The organism is Nocardia sp. NPDC049149, assembly GCF_043197455.1.
Lineage (GTDB): Bacteria > Actinomycetota > Actinomycetes > Mycobacteriales > Mycobacteriaceae > Nocardia.
The window spans coordinates 163779-184035 of sequence record NZ_JBICTD010000001.1; the positions used below are offsets into that span (position 1 = coordinate 163779).

Consider the following 20257-nt stretch of genomic DNA (forward strand, 5'->3'; position numbering starts at 1 on the left):
TCGCCGTGGTCACGCGCGAGCTCACCCGGCCTCACCCTCCGCGGGCTCCTCGGCCGGTTCCTGCTCGCCGCGGAACAGGATCCGCGGTTCGGTGGGCTCGGATGCCGTGCCGAACAGCACGCCGGGGTCGAGCAGCGAATCGGCCGCGACGCTGCGCGGCACGGTGGCGATGCCCTTCCATCGGTCGTCTACGGTCCAGGCCCCGCCGACACGGCGGGCGCCCTGCCGAGGGCGACAGGCACGCAGGGTACGGGTACGACGATCGCGATTCACTGTGCTTCCTCCGAGGCGATTCTTTGAACGATCGGTTGCAGATCGTCGGCCAGCAATGAGCGCAGGAACACCGCGGCGACGCGGTGCTGACGATCCAAGATCAGGGTGGTTGGGATGACGCTGGTCGGGAAGTTTCCGCCGAGCGCCAGCAGGGTACGCATGGACGGGTCGTAGATGGACGGGTAGCCGACCTTGTTGTCGACGACGAAGTCCTGGGCCTTGTCCTGCTGTGGGTCGCGCACGTTGATGCCGAGAAACGCGACGCCGCTGTCTTTCGTTGCGGCATAAACCTTTTCGAGTGCGGGCGCCTCGGCGCGGCACGGCCCGCACCACTGGCCCCACAGGTTGAGCACCACGACCTTGCCCGCGAAATCCGCCACCGACACGGTCTTGCCCTGCGTCATCAGGTCGGGTCCGGCCAGCTTGCCGATGGTGCCCCTGGCGCTCGGCGGATCATAGAAGATCTCGGTTTTGCCGCCGGGCGAGACGAATTCGAAGGTGCCGCCGGAGGCCACCGCGTCGGTGCCGCCCGAGCACCCCGCGAGCGCGGCGATCAACGCCACGCACGCGAGCAGAGCCGGAACTACCCGCCGTGCCGAGCGGGCAGGCGGGATGGCAGCAGCGGTGGCCCAGTTCATGCGCCGTGTACCGAGGGATCCGAACCGCCCGCCGGCTCGGAGTACACGATGTCGACGAGCGTGTCGCCGTGGTAGACCAGCGAGGTCAGCGAGGCGAGCGAGCACTGTCGCTGCCGCGGGTCGTGCCAGAGCCGCTGGCCCTGCAGGAACCGGCGCAGCGTCCACACCGGCAGCTGATGCGAGACCAGCACGGCTTCGCGTCCCGCGGCCTCGACCCGCGCCTTGTTGACCGCGGCCAGCATGCGGTGCGCGATCTGCAGGTACGGCTCGCCCCACGACGGGGTGAACGGATCGCGCAGCTTCCACCAGTGCCTCGGCTTGCGCAGCGCGCCGTCGCCGACGGAAACCCGGAGACCCTCGAACGTGTTGCCCGCTTCGATCAGGTTCTCGTCGGTCCGCACGATCAGATGATGTTGTGCGGCAATCGGTTCCGCGGTTTCCTGGGCCCGCTGTAGCGGCGAGGCGATGACGACGGCGATGTCGTGATCCGACAGTGCGCGCGCGACCGCACCGGCCTGCGACCGACCGGCCACCGACAAGCTGAACCCGGGCAGGCGGCCGTAGAGAATGCCGTTCGGGTTGTGCACCTCGCCGTGGCGCAGCACGTGCACGATCGTCTCGACTGGACCACCGTCGGGCACCCGCTGCTCGGCCGACGCCTTCGGCTTCGACTCGGCAGCGGTCGCCTCGACCGCGGGAACCTCCTCGGCCGGACCCGACGCGGCCGCCGCGAACTGCGCGCCCGCATCGATGACGGCATTGGCCGTTGGTTCTGCTAGCTCGCGCTTGTCGGCATCGGGCAGATCGTGATCGGAGCTCACGCGCGGGATCCTTCGGGAGTGGCGGCCGCGGCCGCGTGTGCGGCGGCGGGCAGGGCGGCGGCGATACGGTCGAATGCGTCCTCATCGAGCGCCGCGGAGACGAACCACGTCTCGAACGCGCTCGGCGGGCCGTACACGCCACCGTCGAGCATGGCGTGGAAGAACGCTGGGTAGCGCCAGGTCTGGGTCGCCTTGGCGGTGGCGTAGTCGGTGACCGGGCGTTCGGCGAAGAACACGCTCACCATATTGCCCGCGAACTGGACCTGATGTTCGACCCCTGCGGCACTCAGCGACTCCGTGAACAACGCACCGAGCCGCTGCGCGTTGCGATCCAGCGCGGCGTACACCGCGTCGTCGGCCGCACGTAGCGTGGCCAGGCCTGCGGCGACCGCGACCGGGTTACCGGACAGCGTGCCCGCCTGATAGACCGGGCCGAGCGGAGCCAGGTGGTTCATGATGTCGGCGCGGCCGCCGAACGCGGCGGCGGGCAGGCCGCCGCTCATCACCTTGCCGAAGGTGTAAAGGTCGCCTGCGACGCCCTCGTGGCCGAACCAGCCTGCGCGGCTGACCCGGAATCCGGTCATCACCTCGTCCATGACGAGCAGTGCGCCGTTGTCGGCGGTCAGCTTCCGCAGTCCCGCGTTGTAGCCGGGCAGCGGCGCGACTGTGCCCATGTTGCCCGCGGCGGCCTCGGTGATCACGCACGCGATCGCGCCGGGATGCGCGGCGAACGCGGCGGCGACGGCGTCGAGGTCGTTGTACGGCAGCACGATGGTGTCGGCGGCCTGCGCGCCGGTGACGCCGGGCGAGGTCGGCAGGCCGAGGGTGGCGACACCGGACCCGGCATCGGCGAGCAACGCGTCGACGTGCCCGTGGTAGCAGCCGGAAAACTTGATGATCTTGGCGCGCCCGGTGTACCCGCGGGCCAGCCGGACCGCGCTCATCGTCGCCTCGGTGCCCGAGTTCACCAACCGCACCCGGTCCACCGGAGCCACCCGTTCGGCGATGGCCTCGGCCAGCTCGATCTCCGCCTCGGTCGGCGCACCGAACGATAGGCCGCCACCGGCAGCGCGCTGCACCGCATCGACCACCGCGGGATGCGCGTGCCCGAGAATCATCGGCCCCCACGAGCAGACCAGGTCGACGTACTCGTTGCGATCGGCGTCGACCAGGGTGTATCCGTTCGCGGATGCGATGAATCGCGGTGTGCCGCCGACGGAGTTGAAGGCGCGCACCGGCGAGTTGACGCCGCCCGGAATCACCGAACACGCGCGGTCGAAGAGTTGAGCGGAAACCGGCACCGATGCGCTGGTCACGCGCGGAGAAGAACTCACGACCTCCAGTGTCGCAGCCCGATCGGAACGGGTCGACGACAGGGTGTAGGAGGGGTGACGTAGACCGCAACACGCCGGGGCGATGTTTACGCCGTATTCGATCGCCGCGAGATTGCTGGTGCGTAATCTCGGGCGGCAACATTCCTCGGCCGAAAGGTTTTCTATGCGGTTTTCCATGTTCGGTGCGGCAGTGTCAACGGCACTGGTCAGCGCGGCGGTCATCGTCGGCGCGGGAACGGCCTGCGCGGTAGAGCCGGTCGCGCTGCCCGATCGCATCGGCCTGCACCTGACGCATGAGGAAACCAAGACTGTCGCCGATGGCCCGATTCCAGCGGTGATCTCCATGATGGTGCCGCTCAACCGGATCGGCGTCGGGCTGGAAGCCGACACCGGGATCTACAAGGACGAGCACGGTGGCGTGCACGCGTCGCTGCGGCAGGCGATCATGGAGGCGGCCAATCATTCCGATGGAACCGTCACCTTTTATCTGAATGCCCCTGGTACCCGCAACGGACGCGTGCTCGATATCTACCAGAACTGGAACTAGCCCAGCAGCACTAGCTGTACATGCACGGTACCGAGGCCGAAATGGTGTGCAGGTAGCACATGAAGGTGTTGTACGGTCCCGCGGAACCCGAGTCCGGCACCAAGACCGGTGCGTCGATGGGGCCCGCGGGCTCCAGTGCCAGTCCGGGGTTCGCACCGGCGGGTGCGGCGCCGATCCCGATCGCGGCGGCGATCGCCAGTGCGGCACAGACTTTCACGGCAAACCGGTTCATCAAACCCAATCCTTGTCGACATAGAGCGCTTGCGAGGCGCGAACGTGCGAGGCGCACACGTACGTTTACGGCCGAAATACTAACGGCGGCAGGGGTATTACTGGCAATGCCGGAGAGCAATACGGCAGTGCCCACCCGGCAAGGCGACAATGCTTGCTAGGTGATCCCCACGCACCACAGCGCGAATCCGGTGGTCATCAGGCAGGCCAGCGGGGTCGGCATGACGTGGGCGAGCAGTCCGGAGCCGCTGTCGACGTACACCGGCGCGACCGGCACCGCGGAAACCTCGGCGGGTGCCGCGGCGGCCGGAACCGCCGTCGCCGCGCCGATCAGTCCGGCCGCCGCCACGCCTAGGAGCGTTCGCTTCAGTGGGTCTGTCGGTTTCATGAGGTCCGGATTCCCGGGATTCCCCTGCCGAAACACCCTCGATGATCAGTTGTCGCGGCTGTGCCGCACCACGCGGCTGACCGCGTTGATCGCGAACACACCTGCCAGCGCGACCAATACCGCGGCGAGCACCAACCACGGCGCCACGTAGCGCGTCGCCACGAATTCCGGTGTCGGACCCGCCGCCGCGAACGTGGTGGTCTGGATGCCGTGGCGCCAGCTCAGCACCGCTCCGACCAGTCCGAGCACGACCAAGCCCAGTTCGACGGCGGCCGCCGCGCCCCATCCCCTCATCGGTCCGCTCCGTTCTCGCTGTGTTCGTCCTCGATATCGGTCACCGGCTTCGCCGCCGCACCGGTGGCCGTGGCCAGCGCGCTGCGGAGCGCGCGATGATCTCTGGCCCAAGCTTGCACCAGGGTGCCGTCGGTCAACCGCAGGCCGATGCCGGTGCGTCGGCGCGGCACGCCGCTCAATTCGCCGAGTGCGCGCGCGGATTCCCAGTCCTCGTCGTCCCAGGAGTCCTCGTCCCGTTCGGGCAGGACCGCATCGATGGAGGTGAGCGGCAGGATTTCGGTGCCTTCGCGCAGTGTGCTTCCGGTCAACTCGACGCTGACGTGTCGCTTACCCGCGACTACCTGCAGCGCAACGAATCCCGCGATCAACGCGGCACAGAACAGGAGGGCGAACCAGTGCACGGAGCTACCGGTCGCGAATTCGAGAACGAGAATAAGAATGCAGAGGATCGGCCCATAGGTGACCGTGCGCCATCGGGCGCCCGGTTCGGCGAACACGACGTCCGCGTCCGACACCTCCGTCATGCGACGCCGAGCGGCACCCGAGTGCCCGCGAGACGACGGTACGACACAGCGCGAATCGCCAAGGCGGCGTGGAAGATCAGCGAGTGAGGCCGGGCAACAACAACACGGCGACGGTGACCACCCCGAACAAAACCAGCAGGCTCAGCACGGCCAATTCCCGCCGGATGCTCTGCGGCTGTTGGATCACCACTCGCATTGATGTCTCCGATTCCCCGGAGCCATCTGCCGATTTCGCTTACGTAACGCAAGACAACGCCTGACAAACAACTACCGGTTCCCATGTCCACTGTGACAACCCTCACGATACATGCCGAGGATTCCGGAACAAACTCGGACGCCAAGCGTTCACCGTCGGCTCATCTGGAAATACGCTGTCGCTTCCGGCCGGTGGGATAGGTAAATAGCACCACCCGAAAGCACCGCCTGCACGATCGCGGCGCCACCGGCCACCAGCGAGGCGGTGCCGGTGACCGCGTTGAATGCGAACAGCGCGCCGACCCCGATCACCACCAGCCAGACGCCCGCGATGGTCAGCAGCGTGCGCGCCCACAGCTTGCCGCGGGCGAACTGGTGCACGATCACCAGCGCGACCACGGCGACAACCAGCCCGATCAGCACAACGACGACGTAGACCAGCGCGACCATCAGCTCGGCGCTGGCCAAGGTGACCTGCGGGTCCTTCTCCCTGGCCTGATCGAAGACCTGCTTGGCGAAGGTGTGCCGCTGCGACAGCGCGGCAACCACCGACGCGACCAGCTGCACGACCCCGAATCCGACCACGCCCCACCACAATTGCCGAGCGGTGCCGACATCCACCGGCATCGGCGCCTGCGGTGGGGGCGCGGCGCCGATCGGTCTCGGTAGGTTCGTCACGACAACCAGTGTGCGGCCTCGGTAGCCCAGTAGGTGAGCACGAAATCCGCACCCGCACGCCGGATACCGAGCAGCGATTCGAGGACGGCGCCGCGGCGGTCGATCCAGCCGCGTTCGGCGGCCGCGGTGATCATCGCGTACTCGCCGGAGATCTGATACGCCGCAACCGGGACGGTGGAGCGGTCGGCGACGTCGCGCAGGACGTCCAGGTAGGACATCGCCGGCTTGACCATGACGATGTCCGCGCCCTCGGCCAGGTCCAGCTCGAGCTCGCGGATGGCGTCGCGGCGGTTCGCCGGGTCCTGCTGATAGGTGCGCCGGTCGCCGTCCAACGACGAGCCGACGGCCTCGCGGAACGGGCCGTAGAACGCCGAGGCGTACTTGACCGCGTAGGCCAGGATGCCGGTGTCGGTGCGGCCGACCGCGTCGAGGCCGCGCCGGATCGCGCCGACCTGGCCGTCCATCATGCCGCTGGTGCCGAGCAGGTCGGCGCCGGACGCCGCCTGGGCGAGCGCCATCTCCACGTAGTGGTGCAGGGTGGCGTCGTTGTCGACCGAACCGTCGGCGCCGAGCACGCCGCAGTGGCCGTGATCGGTGAACTCGTCGAGGCAGGTGTCGGCCATGATCACGGTCGAGCCGCCGACCTCGTCGGCCAGTGCGCGCAAGCCACGGTTGAGGATGCCGTTCGGGTCGCTGGCCTGGCTACCGGTGGCGTCCTTGTCCTCCGGCCGCGGCACGCCGAAGAGCATCAGACCGCCGACGCCCGCGGTGACCGCCTCGACGGCCGCCTTGCGGAGCGAATCCATCGAGTGCTGGACGACACCGGGCATGGAACCGATTTCCTGCGGCTCTTCCAGGCCGTCGGCGACGAACATCGGCAACACCAATTGCCGTGGCTCCAGTGTGGTTTCGGCCACGAGACGACGTAGCGCGGGGGTGCGGCGCAACCGCCGCGGGCGGTCCAATCCGGTCATAACCGCACCATACGCCCGGCGATATGAGCTGTCGCGAGCGCCTATCGGCTCTGCGGCGGCGGTGCGCAAGCCCCCGCCGCGGTGCCCGCGTCGACGCTGGCGAAACGCCACGAGCGCCTGCGGCGAAACCCCGCATCGACAGGAACGGTGTGTCAAATCACACCTGCCGCGCAGGCCGATGGCGCATACTCCGACAGAGGGCGAGACCCCCTGGGGGACACCATGACCGAACCGCACACTGAAATCTCGCTGGCCAGAGCCGCCGACTTCGAATCGTGGGTGGCGGTGCTGCTCGCGGACTGGTGGCCGGTCCTCACCGGTGGGCTCACGCCGCCGGACACGACATTGCGCGCCTGGCGCGCGGCCGCCGACGGCCACGGCACGATCTTCCGGGTCGAGTTCATCGCACGGCAACTGGCCGAACCTGAGCTGATGACGGTGGCCCGGCGGGCCTTCGACGACCTCGGCATGATGCCGGACGAGCGCGAAATGACGCAGAGCCTCGGCAGGCACCTGGTCGGGCAGACCGACGACGCCACCGTGCAGATGCGGTTCTCCGACACCGCGCACACCGTTTTCGTGCGGCTGCAAAGCAGGCCGTGCCAGGTCTCGGCGGCCGCAGGGCGGCAATTGAGCGCCATGCCGGACGCGAACCTGCCGTTCCCGAACACCACGACGGGACCGATCGATATCCGGGTGGCCCGCAATGCCGCCAGGCATCTGCTCGCGCAGCACAGCGAGCGGTTCGCCGTGCCCATCGACCCGTTCCAGCTCGGGCCGCAGGGACATGTCTCGGATGTGGGCTGGGCGTTCGTCTTTCCCTGGTCGACCACGTCCTGGTACACCGACGGCACACCGCCCGCGCTCGCACCGGGCACCAAAGGCCCGATCGTGGTCGTGAAGGACACTGGAGACACCTGGCTGCTCGATAGCCTCAGTAGCTACGACTCCCAACTCGCCGGCTACGCCGACCAGTACGGTTACCGGCACGGCACGCCCGACCCGGCCTGAAAGGTCCGCGATGACAGATCGTCCGCTGGGCGCCCGTCGGCTGTCCGATGGGCGACTGCTGATCCCGTGGCACGGCAAGCAGCCCGACGGGACCATCGCCCACGGGATGGTCGAAATCGGACCCGAGGACGAGCGGTTCGCCGAATGGAGCGAATCCATCGCCAGGCGCGAGCGCGGCGAACTCCCCGACGATGCGCATCCGGTGGATCCCATCGGCCTGCAATCGTTCCGCGACCCACGACCCGATCCGGTGCCGACCGCGCACGAACGACGGCTCGACGCGCTGCGTGCCATCGCCGAGCGTGGCGATGTCGGCGCGATGGAACAGCTCGGGCATCTGCTGCGCGACACGAACGACCTGATCGAGGCCGAACAGTGGTTCCGGCGGGCTGCCGAGCGCGGCAGTGCGACCGCGATGGCGGACCTCGGGCTGCTGCTCGGCACGCACGGCCGGATCGCCGAGGCGGTGCACTGGCTGGAGGCGGCCGTCGCCGCGGGCTGTGCTGGCGCGGATCTGCAGCTCGGGCTGCTGCATCTGGAGCGCGGCAAGATCGACGACGCCGAACGCTGGCTGCGGCCCGCGGCCGAGGCAGGCTCGCCGGACGCGCTGTGCAACATGGGCGTTGTCGCCAATCGCCGGGGCAGCAACGAGGAAGCCGAGGAGTGGTACGAGCGTGCGGCCGCCGCCGGAAACCCAACGGCCATGCGCACTTTGGGCCTCTACGTGGCGCGACGCGGCGAGTTCGGCCGTGCGGTCGAGCTGCTCACCGAGGCCGTGCGCCGTGGCCGCCCCGACGCCATGGCGATTCTCGGCTCGCTGCACCTCGACCACGGCGACACTGCCGCGGGCGAGTCCTGGCTGCGGCGCGGCGCCGCCGCGGACGACCCCGACTCGATGTTCCACCTGGCGTTGTTCCTGCGCGAACACGAAACCTTCGCGATCACCGGCGATCTGACCGAACCCGGCGTGCTCCGCGCCGCCGCCGCGATCGCCACCGGCCGCACCCCCGCCCAGCAGGAGGCCAGGCACTGGCTCGAGCGTGCCGCCGCACTCGGCCACCCCCAGTCCCTGCAACTCCTGCACGACATCTGAGCTGTCACCAAAGCAGCTGCGGCCTGGGGTTTTTGTCGGTGGGCGGCGGTATAATCGAAGAAGTGTTCGAGGGGATTCGCCGAGTCCCCGATCGCAACGGGAGGAAGCCTGTGCCCGCGACGAAGACCGTCCTCATTGATCGTCCCTATGCCCCGCTGGAGAAGCAGCGGCTGCCCGCGGGACGCCCGCGGTCGTGGTACGTCCGCCACAACCGCAAGCTCAAGGCGATGCGCTTGACCATCGCGTTGCTCGACTCCGGGGTGTACACGCCGAGTTCGGCCAACAACAAGCGCATCCGGCACACCGCCGAAGTGGTGGGCATCCGCCCGCCGTCCGACACCACCTGCAACATGGTGCGGACGCTGATGCGCAAGCGGTACTGACATCGAGAAGGAAACGAGTCGCGACGCCGAACCCGGCGTCGCGACTCGTTTCGTTTACCGCCCAGGAACGGCCGCTGGTAGCGGCGCGCGTCCTCCAGATCAAAGACGGTGACTCGCACACCTTTTGATTTCCCGCACACGATTTCGCATGCCAGATCGTGTGCGGGAAATCAGGCGGGGTGCGGATTTCCACGAGAGGCGCAGCGGTGTGCGCACGTGGCAAGACCCTGGAACATGTGGCGGGGAAAGGTGATTCGCGTGCTGGGTGATCCTCTTATGGTGCAACGCATCGGGGGGTAGGCGCCATTCGGTGCCCTCGAGCGGATTCGGACGGACCATGACCACAGATCCCCTGCACGCCTTGCTCCTCGGGTTGGCCGGGCGGATCCCCGACTCGCTGCTGACCGATCTCCGCTACAGCCTGGCGCTCGGCGATCGGCTGGAAATCGCCTATGCGGTGGTGGCGATCGCGCGGCGACGCACCATGGCGCTGCTGCCTGCTGAACACGCCGTGCTCAGCGAGCTGCTTGCCCACCAGCCCGGCGGACCGAGCCTGGTCGACGAGGTGCCCGTGACCGCGACCTTGCCGCCGAGTACGTTTCGGTTCACCCCTATCTCCCCTGCGGCAGTGCGCGAAACCGGGATGGCGACGACTGGAGATGCGGAAAGCGGCAGCGCGAAACCCCGCCGAGAAACTACCGCCACCGATCACCGATCTGCTACCCGACCTGGCAGTGGCCGACGGTGTCCGAGCCCGCCGCGGCAGCTCGCGGACCACCGGGTTTCATAGCGAAACCTTCCGCAGTGCAAGCGAATCCGGCAGGAGTGACAGCACGTCCGCCGGTTGCGTCGGCGGCAGCAGCTGCGCGGGTGGCAGCGGATGCGGTGGCGGCGGCGGAGGAGGATGCGGCGGCGGGAGCTGACACCCCGCGGCCGCCAGGACCGGACAGCGCACTCTGACCACCGCGAGCAGGTCGGACCGACGGAACCCCTACGGACGCCGTCGGTCCGGAACGCTATGCGCCCTGGATGGTGCAGGGCTGGGCGGTGCCGCCGGACATGGTCTTGAGCAGGCAGGCAAGACCACGGGTCACCGCGGACAACGCGCCCGCCGAACCGGTTGCGCTGCCGCTGGACGCGTCGATGGGGGACGTGCTGACGGCGGCCGGTCCGGCGGGCTCCAGCGACAGCCCGGGCGCCGCCGATGCCGCTGCGCTGCCGGACAAGACAATGACCGAGGCAGCTGCCGTTGCGGTAACAACCTGCGCTATCGATCGTTTCATCGAAACCAACTCCTCTTGTGGATTGTGCGCTACGCGCCAGGACAAGTTAGCCCGACAAGAAGAGATGAGATGCCACCATTTCTGGGGGCATCGATGTCATCGAGAACCCGGAATTCTTTGCTGGACAACCGATATCGATACACAAAAGCACGCCATAGCGGAGGAACGCGCGCGGCGGGCGATCAGTCGCGGCCGACATCAACGCGAAAGCGCCACCAACCCTTGCCTTTTACGATCGAACGACGCCGATCTCCATCGGAACCGAGAAATCCCGCGAACCGAAGATGCTGGTCTGCAACGGAATCGAGAAACTGCGCAGACCACCGGCCTCCACCGATGCCGCGATGGCACCGATGCCCATCCCGATCCCTGTCGAAATCCCCACGGCGGCAACCGCAGTCGCGATGATACGAAACATGACCGCTCATCCTTTCGCGCACGCACACCGCGTACGTGAGGTCAGGGTAGGCGCGACCGCGACCAGGCAGCTGCCGACAATTCCGGTGCCACCAACATCATGGGCACGTCAGCGGCTGCGGCGGCTCTTCTTGCGCGGCGGGGGCAGCAGGCCCTCGGCGCGCAGGCGAGCCGCATGCTCGGCAAGCGCCTCGACGAGCGGGCCGACCTGGGCCACCTCGGGCTGCACGTCGACGCGCAGACCGAATTCGATGGCGGTTTCGGCGGTCTTGGGGCCGATGCACGCGACGATGGTGCGGGCGTGCGGCTTGCCCGCGATGCCGACCAGGTTGCGCACCGTGGAGGACGAGGTGAACAGGACCGCGTCGAACCCGCCGGTCTTGATCATCTCGCGGGTCTCCGCGGGCGGCGGCGAGGCGCGCACCGTGCGGTAGGCCGTGACGTCGTCGATTTCCCAGCCGCGGTCACGCAGGCCCTCGGCCAGCGTCTCGGTGGCAATGTCGGCGCGCGGCAACAGGACTCGGTTGACCGGATCGAAAACGTCGTCGTAGGGCGGGAAGTCGGCGAGCAGGCCCTCGGAGGACTGCTCACCACTCGGCACCAGCTCCGGATTGATGCCGAACGAGCGCACCCGGTCCGCGGTGGCCTCGCCGACGCAGGCGATCTTCACACCGGAGAAAGCCCGTGCGTCCAAACCGAATTCGGCGAACTTCTCCCACACCGCGCGCACCGCGTTGGTGGAGGTGAACACCACCCACTGGTAGCGGCCGTCGACCAGACCCTTGACCGCACGCTCCATCTGGGCCGGGCTGCGCGGCGGCTCGACCGCGATGGTCGGCACCTCCATCGGGATGGCGCCGTGGGTGACGAGCCGCTCGCTCATCTCCCCCGCCTGATCCTTGGTGCGCGGCACCAGCACGGTCCAGCCGTACAGCGCGCGCGACTCCCACCAGGACATCTTCGAGCGCGAGGCGACCACCTTGCCGATGGTCACCACCAGCGGACCGACCAGCTCGGAGGCGGCGCTGTTCAGCGTGGCCAGGGTCGCCTCGATGGTGCGCTGCTGACGAGTGGTGCCGCGCACGGTCACCGCGACCGGAGTCTGCGGCGCCATGCCGTGTTCCACCAGGGCGCTTGCGGTTTCGGCCAGGTGGCCGGAGGTCGCGTGCAGCACGAGCGGGCCCGGCGCCGCGGCCAGCGCGGCCCAGTCGACCTCGCCGCGCACGTCGGCCTCGGTGTGCCCGGAGCCGAGCGCGATACCCGCGTAACTCGGCACCGCGGAACCGTTGGGCAGGCCGGGCAGCACCTCGAACACCATGTGCGAGCGCGTCACCGCGTTGACCTCGGCGATCACCGAGTCGGTGGTCAGCGGGTCGTTCGCGACGACACGGACCACGTCGTGGCCGTTGCGGGCCTCGGCGATGAGCGTCTTGGCCACCTCGGCGGGCTCGCCGAGCGCGGGGCGCACGTCGACCGGGCGGGTGCCGTCGGGGCCGGGCTCGACCGCCGTCCCGATCAGGGCGAGCACACCCTTGTCGACGTCCGGGTCGGTGAACGCGAGCGTCGCGCGCCCGATCACCTCGCGGGCGCGCACCGTGAGCAACGCAGGGTCACCGGGGCCTGACCCGACGAAAAGGATCCGACCGGGATGCTTCTTAGTAGCTGCTCGACCGCTCATTGGTTGTTCTCCATTGGGCTGGGGTGGGTGAAGTCTGTGGCGGGCGCATTCACCGCCTGTGTGGACGAACCGGCAACCGGTTCGGGGGTGCTGAGCAACTCGCGCGCGCCGAGGTCGAGCAATTCGCGGGCAAGTGCCCGGCCCAGCTCGTCCGCGTGCTCGGGCGATCCGACCACCGACGCCCGGATCACATCGGATCCGTCGATGGCGGCCGCGCACCCGCGCAGCGAAAGCTCGTCGAAGATCCGCCCGTCGTCGTCGATCGACTCGACCACCTCGGCGAGCGCGCCGATCGGTGCGGAACAGCCTGCTTCCATCTCGGCGAGCAGCGCACGCTCGGCGAGCACCGCGGCGCGGGTCGCGGCATCGTCGAGCGCGCTGAGCACCTCGACGAGTTCGCTGTCGCCGCTGCGGCATTCGATGGCCAGTGCGCCCTGCGCCGGGGCGGGGAGCATCTGCACGGGCTCCAGCGCCTCGGTCACCGCGTCGAGTCTGCCGATTCTGGCCAGGCCTGCTCTGGCGACCACGACGGCGTCGAGATCGCCCTCGCTCACCTTGCGCAGGCGGGTGTCCAGGTTGCCGCGCAGCGGCACGATGTCGAGACCGAGGCCGAGCGCGCGCAGTTGGGACGCGCGGCGCGGCGCCGACGTGCCGACCGTGGCGCCAGGGGGCAGCTCGCCGAGCACGAGACCGTCGCGGGCCACGAGCGCGTCGCGCGGATCATGACGCGGCGGCACCGCGGCGAGGGTGAAGCGCGGATCCTGCTCGGTGGGCAGGTCTTTGAAGGAATGCACCGCGATGTCGATGGTGCCTGCGGCAAGCTCGTCGCGGATCGCGGAGGTGAAGACGCCGATGCCGATGTCCTGCACCGGCTCCGAGGACAGATCGCCCGCAGTCTTGACGACGACGAGCTCGGCGTCATGCCCGGCGGCGATGAGGTCGTCGCGCACGGTGCCCGCCTGGGTGAGCGCGAGCAGGCTGCCGCGCGTGCCGATCCGCCACGGCGCGCCGACGCTGCCTGCGGTCACGTTGCCCTCTTCCTGCACGAGTGTCATGCCGGCACCTCGCTCGGGCGCGTGGTGTCGGACCGTCCCCGCGTCATGTCGCCTGTCCTTGATCGTCGCTGCGGTGTCCCGCGGCGTCGCTGCGGTGTCCCGCGGTGAAGTCGTCGGCGAGCGCGATGTCGGCGTCGGTCAGCAGCATGCCCGCGTGCTCGCCGATCGTGCTGATCTCCATCGGCGCGGCAACCGCCTGCGCCGCACCGGGTTTCAGCTCGAACAGTTCGCGAAGTGCCTCGGCATAGCTGTCGCCGCCCGGAGTGGAGGCCAGCTGCTTGACCCGCACCGTCGGCGCGTGCAGCAGCTTGTCGACCACCCGGCGCACCGTGCGCGCCACCTCGTCGCGTTCCGGATCGGCCAGGCTCGGCAGCCGCGAATCCAACCGCAGCAGTTCGGCTTCGACCACTTCGGCGGCGCGCTGGCGCAGCGCGGCGACGGTCGGGGTGACCTCGGCCATCCGCTGACCGGTCAGGTACTTGGCGAGCTCGTCGGCCACGATCGCGCGGGCCGCCGCGGTGTCGTCGGCGGCCGCGCCTGCGGCCGGATCCCGTTGCAGCGTCTCGATATCGATGACCGTGACGCCGGGCAGACCGGCGACGGCGTGCTCGACGTCACGCGGCAGGCCGAGGTCGCAGAACACCAAAGGCCGTTCCGCGCCGCCGAATTCGGCGGTGCGCTCCCGTTCGGTCAGCGCCCGGTGGGTGTCGGCCAGCGTCACCACGTTGCCGACCGCGCCGGTGCAGGTGATCACCACGTCCGCCTCGGACATCGCCTCGGTGAGCCGGGACAGCTCCAGCGCCGACGCGGCGACGCCGTGCGTGCCCGCGGTCTCGGCGAGCCGCTGCGCCCGCGCCATGGTGCGGTTCACCACGATGATCCGGCCGATGCCAGCACGCGAAAGATGAGCCACCGCAAGGCCGCCCATCGCGCCGGCCCCGACGACCACCGCGGTGCGGCCCGCCAGCGGACCGACCACATGCTGGGCCCGATCCAGGGCCACCGACACCACCGAGGCGCCCGCCCGGTCGATCCCGGTCTCCGAGTGCACGCGCTTGCCGACCCGCAGCGCATGCTGAGCCAGCTCGTGCATGGTCCGGCCGACCGCCTGCTGCGCGTCGGCGGAGGCATAGGCGCCGCGGATCTGGCTGAGCACCTGCTGCTCGCCGATCACCATCGAATCCAGCCCGCTGGCCACCGCGAACAGGTGCTCGGCGGCGGCCTCGCTGTAGCGCACATAGGCATGCTTGGTCAGGTCGGGCAGCGGCAGCCCGGAATGCTTGGTGAGCAGGTCGCCGATCTCGGCGAGACCGCCGTGGAAGGCGTCGACTACGGCGTAGACCTCGACGCGATTGCAGGTCGACACGATCATCGCCTCGGAAACGTGGCTGGAGGCCAGCATGCGATCGATCAGCTTGGGCCGGTCGGCGTCGGTGATGGCCACCTTCTCCAGCACGGAAACCGGAGCACTCCGGTGTGAAATTCCGACCAGAAGAACACTCATGGGGTAACCACCGATCCCTTGCTGCTTGGCTCCGTTGCCGTATGCGAGGTCGCCGAATGCGCGGCCGCCGAGTGCTTGAGGGCCGGGTGTGCGGCCGAAGAGTGCGCCGTCCGGCTGATCCGAGTCGAAACCGGTCGCGCCACCTCGGCCTGCGCGGGCGCCTGCGGCACGGGTGCCTCGGAGGCGTTGTCCGCGTTACGTACTCGCTCGAACGACAGCATCTGCAGCTCGACCGCGAGATCGACGCGGCGCACCTCGACATCGGCGGGCGCGACCAGCTCGCAGGGCGCGAAGCTCAGGATGGACTGCAGCCCGGCCGCGACCAGCCGGTCGCAGGCGTCCTGGGCCGCGTCGTCGGGAACGGTGATCACCGCGATGGTCGGCTCCAGCGTGGTGACCGCAGCGGCGAGCCCGGCCACGTCGCAAACCACCAGCCCGGCCACCGAAAGACCGATCATCTCGGGGTCGTTGTCGAAGATGCCGACCACGGTGAAGCCACGCCGCTGGAACCCGCCGTAGCCGACCAGGGCCCGGCCGAGATTCCCGGCGCCGACGAGCACCACACGGTGTCCTTGCGACAGGCCGAGCACATCCTCGATCCTGGCCCGCAACTTGGCTACGTCATAGCCGACACCCCGTACGCCATTGGGTCCGAGGAACGACAGATCCTTGCGCAACTTGGCCGAATTGACACCCGCCGCGACAGCCAGTTCCTCACTCGATACGATGGCAACACCGTCGTCGGCCAACGTGGCAAGGACCCGGAGGTACGTGGCCAACCTGGCGACGGTGGCCTGCGGAATGTCCTTCTGCAGAGCCCTGCCGGAGACGCCGCCCGGCGCCTCATGCTGCTCTGTCACGTCTTCGGCTCCTCGTCCGGCCCGATCGGGTCCGGTTCGTCGCTGGACCTCTGGCCCGGGACGGTCCGGTGCCATGGTCGAAGTGTCGGATGCTGGGTGTCTGTACGCGGTGGGTCCGCAGCCTGGGCAAGCGGGTCCGCGTGCCACCACCGTAACTGCTTGTGCAGCCCTTCACAAAGTCGGTGAAATTGGCCTCATTTTCCGCCGCGACCAGCGCTGCGGCGGAAACGAGCGTCCACCGCTAGCGCTCAGCGCATCAGGTCGGCGCGCAATCGGCCCTCGTCGACGTCGAAATAGCTGTGCTCACGACCGTCGAGCAGCACCACTGGCAACCGGTCACCGAACTCCGCGCGCAGGCTCGGGTCGGTGCCTGCGGCCACATCGACGTCCACCGTGGCAGGCTCGATGCCGAAGTCGGCGCAGATCACTCGCAGCTGGTCCAGCGCCACGGTGCACAGGCCACAGCCGGATCTCGTCAACAACGTCACCGAATGTGTGGGATTGGTCATGGCGAACATTAAATCGCCTCGCCACGCCCGAATCGGTGTGCCAGGTCCTGCCGTGACTGTCACCGGACCCAGTTACTGTGGACGTGGTTCGCGCGACGGGCGGAGGTACGGTGCCGGAACGATCGAAGGTGGCAAGGGCCGGATTCATCGCGGGACGATTCGGCGAGTTTCCGGCACGGTGGAATCTGGGCCCACTCGGCCAGGGCCTGCAGGATCAACTTGCCCGCATCCCTCGGAGCCCCTTCGGCCCCAGCGAGGAAGAATTGCGCGCCAATCTGGCGGGTGAGGCCAGTGCCGACGCGGCGCTGTCCCTGCACGACGCGGAATTGGCCGCAGCGGAAGCGGATACGACCGGACCCGAGGTGCCGCGCGACCTGACCGCGGCGGCGTTCTTCGACGTGGACAACACGATGGTGCAGGGCGCGTCGATCGTGCACTTCGCCCGAGGGTTGGCCGCGCGCAAGTACTTCAAGACCTCCGACCTGGTCGACGTCGCCTGGAAGCAGGTGAAGTTCCGAGTCACCGGGCGGGAGAACAGCTCCGACATGGCCAGCGGCAAAGAGAAGGCGCTGGCGTTCATCGCGGGCCGCCCCACCGCGGAGCTGGCCGAGCTCGGCGAGGAGATCTACGACGAGATCATCGCCGACAAGATCTGGCCCGGGACAAGGGCGCTCGCGCAGATGCATCTCGATGCGGGACAGCAGGTGTGGTTGGTCACCGCGACGCCGGTCGAGCTGGCGCAGGTGATCGCCAAGCGGCTCGGCTTGACCGGCGCGCTCGGCACGGTGGCCGAAAGCGTGGACGGCAAGTTCACCGGACGGCTGGTCGGCGACATCCTGCATGGGCTCGGCAAGGCGCACGCGGTGCGCACGCTGGCGGTCCGGGAGGGGTTGAACCTCAAGCGGTGTACCGCGTACTCGGACAGCCACAACGACGTGCCGATGCTGTCGCTGGTCGGCACCGCGGTCGCGATCAACCCGGACTCCGATCTGCGCGAGGTCGCGAAGAACCGGGGCTGGGAAATCCGTGACTTCCGCACCGGGCGCAAGGCCGCGAAGATCGGCGTGCCAACGGCTTTGGCGCTCGGGGCGGCAGGTGGCGCCGTCGCGGCGGCCGTCACCCGTCGCCGTGATCACTGACGCATAGGCCCCGTCGGTCCGGCGAACGCCGGAAACCAGTGCGGCCGAGGGGTTTACCGACTGGTGTCCGGCGTTCGCCGGGACGACGGGCGGTGCAGCGGTCGGTGTGCTCCGTTCGGTGGGCGATCAGGGACGACGCGGCCGTTCAGCCGGTGAACGGGTTGCGCCGCTTGGTGAGCAGCTTGTAGAGCGTCGACTGGATGGTCTCCCGCACCTGATCGGTGACCTCGAACATGGTCATCGGATCGTCGGCGGCCTCCGGCTCGTAGCCGGTGGTCGGGATCGGCGCGCCGAATTCGATGGACCACTTCGACGGCAGCGGCAGCGCGCCGAGCGGGCCGAGCAGCGGGAACAGCGGCGTCACCGGGAAATACGGCAGGCCGAGCAACCGCGCCAGCGGCTTGATGTCGGCCAGCTTCGGGTAGATCTCCTCCGAGCCGACGATCGAGCACGGGATGATCGGCACGCCGGTGCGCACCGCCGCGGCCACGAAACCGCCGCGGCCGAACCGCTGCAGTTTGTAGCGATCGGCGAACTGCTTGCCGACACCCTTGAATCCCTCGGGGAAGACACCGGTCAGCTCGCCGGAGCGAAGCAACCGTTCGGCGTCCTCGCGGCAGGCCAGCGTGTGCCCGGCCTTGCGGGCAAGCACGCCGAGCACCGGGGTTTCGAAGATCAGGTCGGCGGCAAGCAGGCGCAGCGCCCGCTGCTTGGGATGCCGGTCGTGGATCGCCAGCTGCAGCATCAGTCCGTCCAGCGGCACCGTGCCCGCGTGGTTGGCGACGATCAACGCACCGCCCACCTCCGGAATGTTCTCCATCCCGCTCACCTGCACCCGGAACCACAGGTCCGACATCGGCCGCAGCGCGGGCAGGATCACGGATTCGAGCAGATGTTCGTCGAAGCCGAACTCGTCCACCTGGTAGTCGCCGGTGATCCGGCGCCTGGCGAAGTCGGCGGTCTTGCCGATCTGCTTGCCGACCACGTCGCGCAGCAGGTCCGACAACGATTGCGGCGCAGGCGGTTCGGTGGCCGCGAGCCGATCGGTCAGCGAAGTCACCGAGCTGGGCACTTCGCCGAGTGCATGCTCCGGCCAGCGCCGAGTGGTCGGGCGCGGGCGTGCGTCGATTTGCGTGTCGTGGAGGTGGATGACTTTCGCTACGTCGTTCATTGCTGTGCTCCCGTACCGGCCCCGAGCAGGCCGAGCAGTTTGGTTTCTGCGGCATCGATCCACGCGGGATTGATGACGGGCCGCGACGCTGCGCCCCCGATGAAGTCGTCGAAGGCCTGCACCGTCGTCCAGCGCGGCACGAACCCGAGTTCGGCACGCATCCTGGTGGTGTCGAGGCCACAACCGAAATGGAAATAGTCGAGTTGTTCGCCGCTGAATTCGCGCATCACCGGGCCCATCAGCACCCGGCCCGCCGTGCGGAACAGCCCGAACGGCACCGGGATTTCGACACGGCCCGCCCTGCGCACCGCTTGCGACAGGGTGAGGGCGCCGTCACCGGCGATGTTGTACGTGCCACCGCGACCGGCCAGCGCGGCATGGGCGAGGGACGCGACCGCGTCCTCCTCGTGCAGCAACTGCAGCCTGGCGTCGCGGCCGAACACCGTCGGCGTGATCGGTGAACGGAGATACTGCACACCGCGACCGGCCAGCCGCGGCCCGACGATCGGTGCGAAACGCAAAATAGCCGCGGCGATATCGGGGCGTCGGCGGGCAAGACCACGAACGAAACCCTCGATTTCGATCATGTCGTGTGCGAACCCGCCGCGCGGTGGGGTGCGCGCGCTCATTTCCTCGGTGAATTTCGCCGGGTCCTTTGCGCTGCATCCATAGACCGCGGACGAGGATCGCACCACCACCCTGCGCACGGTCGGCGCCTTCTGACAGACCGCGAGCAGTTGCATGGCGCTGAGCACGTTGAGGTCCTTCATGACCGAGCGGGCGGCGCCCGCGGGCGGCCTGGCCAGCACGGCGGTGTGCACAACGGTGTCCACCGCGGAGCCGTCGATCACTTTACGAATCAATGGATTTCGGATGTCGGCGCGGACAAATTCGGCCCGGCCCATGCGGCGAAGCAGCTCACGACTCGGCGTCATGGTGTCGACGGCGAGAATGCGTTCGACGCTCGGATCCTGGGCGAGACGTGCGACCAGGGCGCCACCGAAGAAGCGACTGGCACCGGTCACCAACACGACCTTCGGCGTGTCTCCGTCCCGAGCGTCAGAACCCACCGGCACCGCATCCCACCTTGACAAGCCCCCATTTCAATTATCCCCGTGTCCTAGGGTAGCCGCTGTGTTCGTGGGTTCCGATGTTATTTACCAGGATCTAACGATGACTTCTATCACCAGGCACAACAGGGGATTTCAAAATTTGGTATTTCAAACGAAAAGGCCCGCCACCTTATTGGTGACGGGC

Annotated in this window: 25 protein-coding genes; 6 read left to right on the forward strand and 19 right to left on the reverse strand. The window is 68.5% G+C overall.

Annotation, left to right across the window (positions count from 1 at the left end):
• Positions 1-21: 21 nt before the first annotated feature.
• From ACGFNJ_RS00820 to hemL, 4 genes are all read right to left on the reverse strand, one after another.
• Complete coding sequence (locus tag ACGFNJ_RS00820; protein ID WP_393441949.1) at positions 22-273, reverse strand: hypothetical protein; 252 nt, start codon at positions 271-273, stop codon at positions 22-24.
• Positions 270-911 (reverse strand): TlpA disulfide reductase family protein, encoded by a 642-nt coding sequence (locus ACGFNJ_RS00825; RefSeq protein WP_393441951.1) that lies wholly within the window; start codon positions 909-911, stop codon positions 270-272. The genes ACGFNJ_RS00820 and ACGFNJ_RS00825 overlap by 4 nt, the downstream gene beginning before the upstream one ends.
• Positions 908-1552 carry a histidine phosphatase family protein gene (locus ACGFNJ_RS00830; protein ID WP_069160768.1) on the reverse strand — a complete coding sequence of 215 codons (645 nt, stop codon included), beginning with the start codon at positions 1550-1552 and terminating at the stop codon, positions 908-910. Before ACGFNJ_RS00830 ends, ACGFNJ_RS00825 begins: the two co-directional genes overlap by 4 nt.
• Positions 1553-1728: 176 nt before the next feature.
• On the reverse strand, positions 1729-3066 hold the full coding sequence (hemL, locus tag ACGFNJ_RS00835; RefSeq protein WP_393441953.1) for a glutamate-1-semialdehyde 2,1-aminomutase: 1338 nt from the start codon (positions 3064-3066) through the stop codon (positions 1729-1731).
• A gap of 82 nt (positions 3067-3148) precedes the next feature.
• Between hemL and ACGFNJ_RS00840 the strand changes: the two genes are divergently transcribed.
• Positions 3149-3613, forward strand: a complete 465-nt coding sequence (locus ACGFNJ_RS00840) for a hypothetical protein (protein ID WP_393441955.1) — start codon at positions 3149-3151, stop codon at positions 3611-3613.
• Positions 3614-3623: 10 nt separating this feature from the next.
• Here ACGFNJ_RS00840 and ACGFNJ_RS00845 read toward each other — a convergent pair whose 3' ends face one another.
• The 6 genes from ACGFNJ_RS00845 to hemB all read right to left on the reverse strand — a co-directional run bounded on the left by ACGFNJ_RS00845 (position 3624) and on the right by hemB (position 6897).
• Entirely contained in the window at positions 3624-3845 is a 222-nt protein-coding gene (locus tag ACGFNJ_RS00845; protein ID WP_393441957.1) for a hypothetical protein, read from the reverse strand.
• Between the two features lie 156 nt (positions 3846-4001).
• A complete protein-coding gene (locus tag ACGFNJ_RS00850; protein ID WP_393441959.1) occupies positions 4002-4193 on the reverse strand; it encodes a hypothetical protein in 192 nt (63 codons plus the stop codon).
• An 84-nt stretch (positions 4194-4277) separates the two neighbouring features.
• On the reverse strand, positions 4278-4526 hold the full coding sequence (locus ACGFNJ_RS00855; RefSeq protein ID WP_393441961.1) for a hypothetical protein: 249 nt from the start codon (positions 4524-4526) through the stop codon (positions 4278-4280).
• Positions 4523-5050 (reverse strand): hypothetical protein, encoded by a 528-nt coding sequence (locus tag ACGFNJ_RS00860; RefSeq protein ID WP_393441963.1) that lies wholly within the window; start codon positions 5048-5050, stop codon positions 4523-4525. Before ACGFNJ_RS00860 ends, ACGFNJ_RS00855 begins: the two co-directional genes overlap by 4 nt.
• A 345-nt stretch (positions 5051-5395) precedes the next feature.
• Positions 5396-5923 (reverse strand): hypothetical protein, encoded by a 528-nt coding sequence (locus ACGFNJ_RS00865; RefSeq protein ID WP_393441965.1) that lies wholly within the window; start codon positions 5921-5923, stop codon positions 5396-5398.
• Complete coding sequence (gene hemB, locus ACGFNJ_RS00870) at positions 5920-6897, reverse strand: porphobilinogen synthase (protein ID WP_393441967.1); 978 nt, start codon at positions 6895-6897, stop codon at positions 5920-5922. Before hemB ends, ACGFNJ_RS00865 begins: the two co-directional genes overlap by 4 nt.
• 222 nt (positions 6898-7119) lie before the next feature.
• Here hemB and ACGFNJ_RS00875 point away from each other — a divergent pair, with 222 nt between their 5' ends.
• From ACGFNJ_RS00875 to ACGFNJ_RS00890, 4 genes are all read left to right on the forward strand, one after another.
• Positions 7120-7908 (forward strand): hypothetical protein, encoded by a 789-nt coding sequence (locus ACGFNJ_RS00875; RefSeq protein WP_393441969.1) that lies wholly within the window; start codon positions 7120-7122, stop codon positions 7906-7908.
• Positions 7909-7918: 10 nt separating this feature from the next.
• The gene (locus ACGFNJ_RS00880) at positions 7919-9001 is read left to right on the forward strand and encodes a tetratricopeptide repeat protein (protein WP_393441971.1); all 1083 of its coding nucleotides are present in this window, start codon (positions 7919-7921) and stop codon (positions 8999-9001) included.
• 110 nt (positions 9002-9111) lie between these two features.
• Positions 9112-9384, forward strand: a complete 273-nt coding sequence (locus tag ACGFNJ_RS00885; RefSeq protein WP_141717422.1) for a hypothetical protein — start codon at positions 9112-9114, stop codon at positions 9382-9384.
• Between the two features lie 337 nt (positions 9385-9721).
• Positions 9722-10174 carry a hypothetical protein gene (locus tag ACGFNJ_RS00890; RefSeq protein ID WP_393441973.1) on the forward strand — a complete coding sequence of 151 codons (453 nt, stop codon included), beginning with the start codon at positions 9722-9724 and terminating at the stop codon, positions 10172-10174.
• 226 nt (positions 10175-10400) lie between these two features.
• Here ACGFNJ_RS00890 and ACGFNJ_RS00895 read toward each other — a convergent pair whose 3' ends face one another.
• From ACGFNJ_RS00895 to ACGFNJ_RS00925, 7 genes are all read right to left on the reverse strand, one after another.
• Positions 10401-10667, reverse strand: a complete 267-nt coding sequence (locus ACGFNJ_RS00895; protein ID WP_393441976.1) for a hypothetical protein — start codon at positions 10665-10667, stop codon at positions 10401-10403.
• 229 nt (positions 10668-10896) lie between these two features.
• A complete protein-coding gene (locus ACGFNJ_RS00900; protein WP_393441978.1) occupies positions 10897-11085 on the reverse strand; it encodes a hypothetical protein in 189 nt (62 codons plus the stop codon).
• Positions 11086-11193: 108 nt separating this feature from the next.
• Positions 11194-12762 (reverse strand): bifunctional uroporphyrinogen-III C-methyltransferase/uroporphyrinogen-III synthase, encoded by a 1569-nt coding sequence (locus ACGFNJ_RS00905; RefSeq protein WP_069160627.1) that lies wholly within the window; start codon positions 12760-12762, stop codon positions 11194-11196.
• Positions 12759-13817 carry a hydroxymethylbilane synthase gene (gene hemC, locus ACGFNJ_RS00910; protein WP_393441980.1) on the reverse strand — a complete coding sequence of 353 codons (1059 nt, stop codon included), beginning with the start codon at positions 13815-13817 and terminating at the stop codon, positions 12759-12761. The genes ACGFNJ_RS00905 and hemC overlap by 4 nt, the downstream gene beginning before the upstream one ends.
• Before the next feature lie 43 nt (positions 13818-13860).
• Positions 13861-15321, reverse strand: a complete 1461-nt coding sequence (locus ACGFNJ_RS00915) for a glutamyl-tRNA reductase (RefSeq protein WP_393441982.1) — start codon at positions 15319-15321, stop codon at positions 13861-13863.
• The gene (locus tag ACGFNJ_RS00920; protein ID WP_393441984.1) at positions 15318-16181 is read right to left on the reverse strand and encodes a redox-sensing transcriptional repressor Rex; all 864 of its coding nucleotides are present in this window, start codon (positions 16179-16181) and stop codon (positions 15318-15320) included. Before ACGFNJ_RS00920 ends, ACGFNJ_RS00915 begins: the two co-directional genes overlap by 4 nt.
• Positions 16182-16429: 248 nt before the next feature.
• Entirely contained in the window at positions 16430-16690 is a 261-nt protein-coding gene (locus tag ACGFNJ_RS00925; RefSeq protein ID WP_069160771.1) for a glutaredoxin family protein, read from the reverse strand.
• Positions 16691-16875: 185 nt separating this feature from the next.
• On the opposite strand from ACGFNJ_RS00925, the gene ACGFNJ_RS00930 reads away from it, so the two are divergent.
• On the forward strand, positions 16876-17829 hold the full coding sequence (locus ACGFNJ_RS00930) for an HAD family hydrolase (RefSeq protein WP_393443680.1): 954 nt from the start codon (positions 16876-16878) through the stop codon (positions 17827-17829).
• Between the two features lie 145 nt (positions 17830-17974).
• On the opposite strand, the gene ACGFNJ_RS00935 is transcribed toward ACGFNJ_RS00930, so the two are convergent.
• Both ACGFNJ_RS00935 and ACGFNJ_RS00940 read right to left on the reverse strand, forming a co-directional pair.
• Complete coding sequence (locus ACGFNJ_RS00935; protein WP_393441986.1) at positions 17975-19000, reverse strand: lysophospholipid acyltransferase family protein; 1026 nt, start codon at positions 18998-19000, stop codon at positions 17975-17977.
• Entirely contained in the window at positions 18997-20031 is a 1035-nt protein-coding gene (locus ACGFNJ_RS00940) for an NAD-dependent epimerase/dehydratase family protein (RefSeq protein WP_393443682.1), read from the reverse strand. Before ACGFNJ_RS00940 ends, ACGFNJ_RS00935 begins: the two co-directional genes overlap by 4 nt.
• Between the last annotated feature and the right edge of the window lie 226 nt (positions 20032-20257).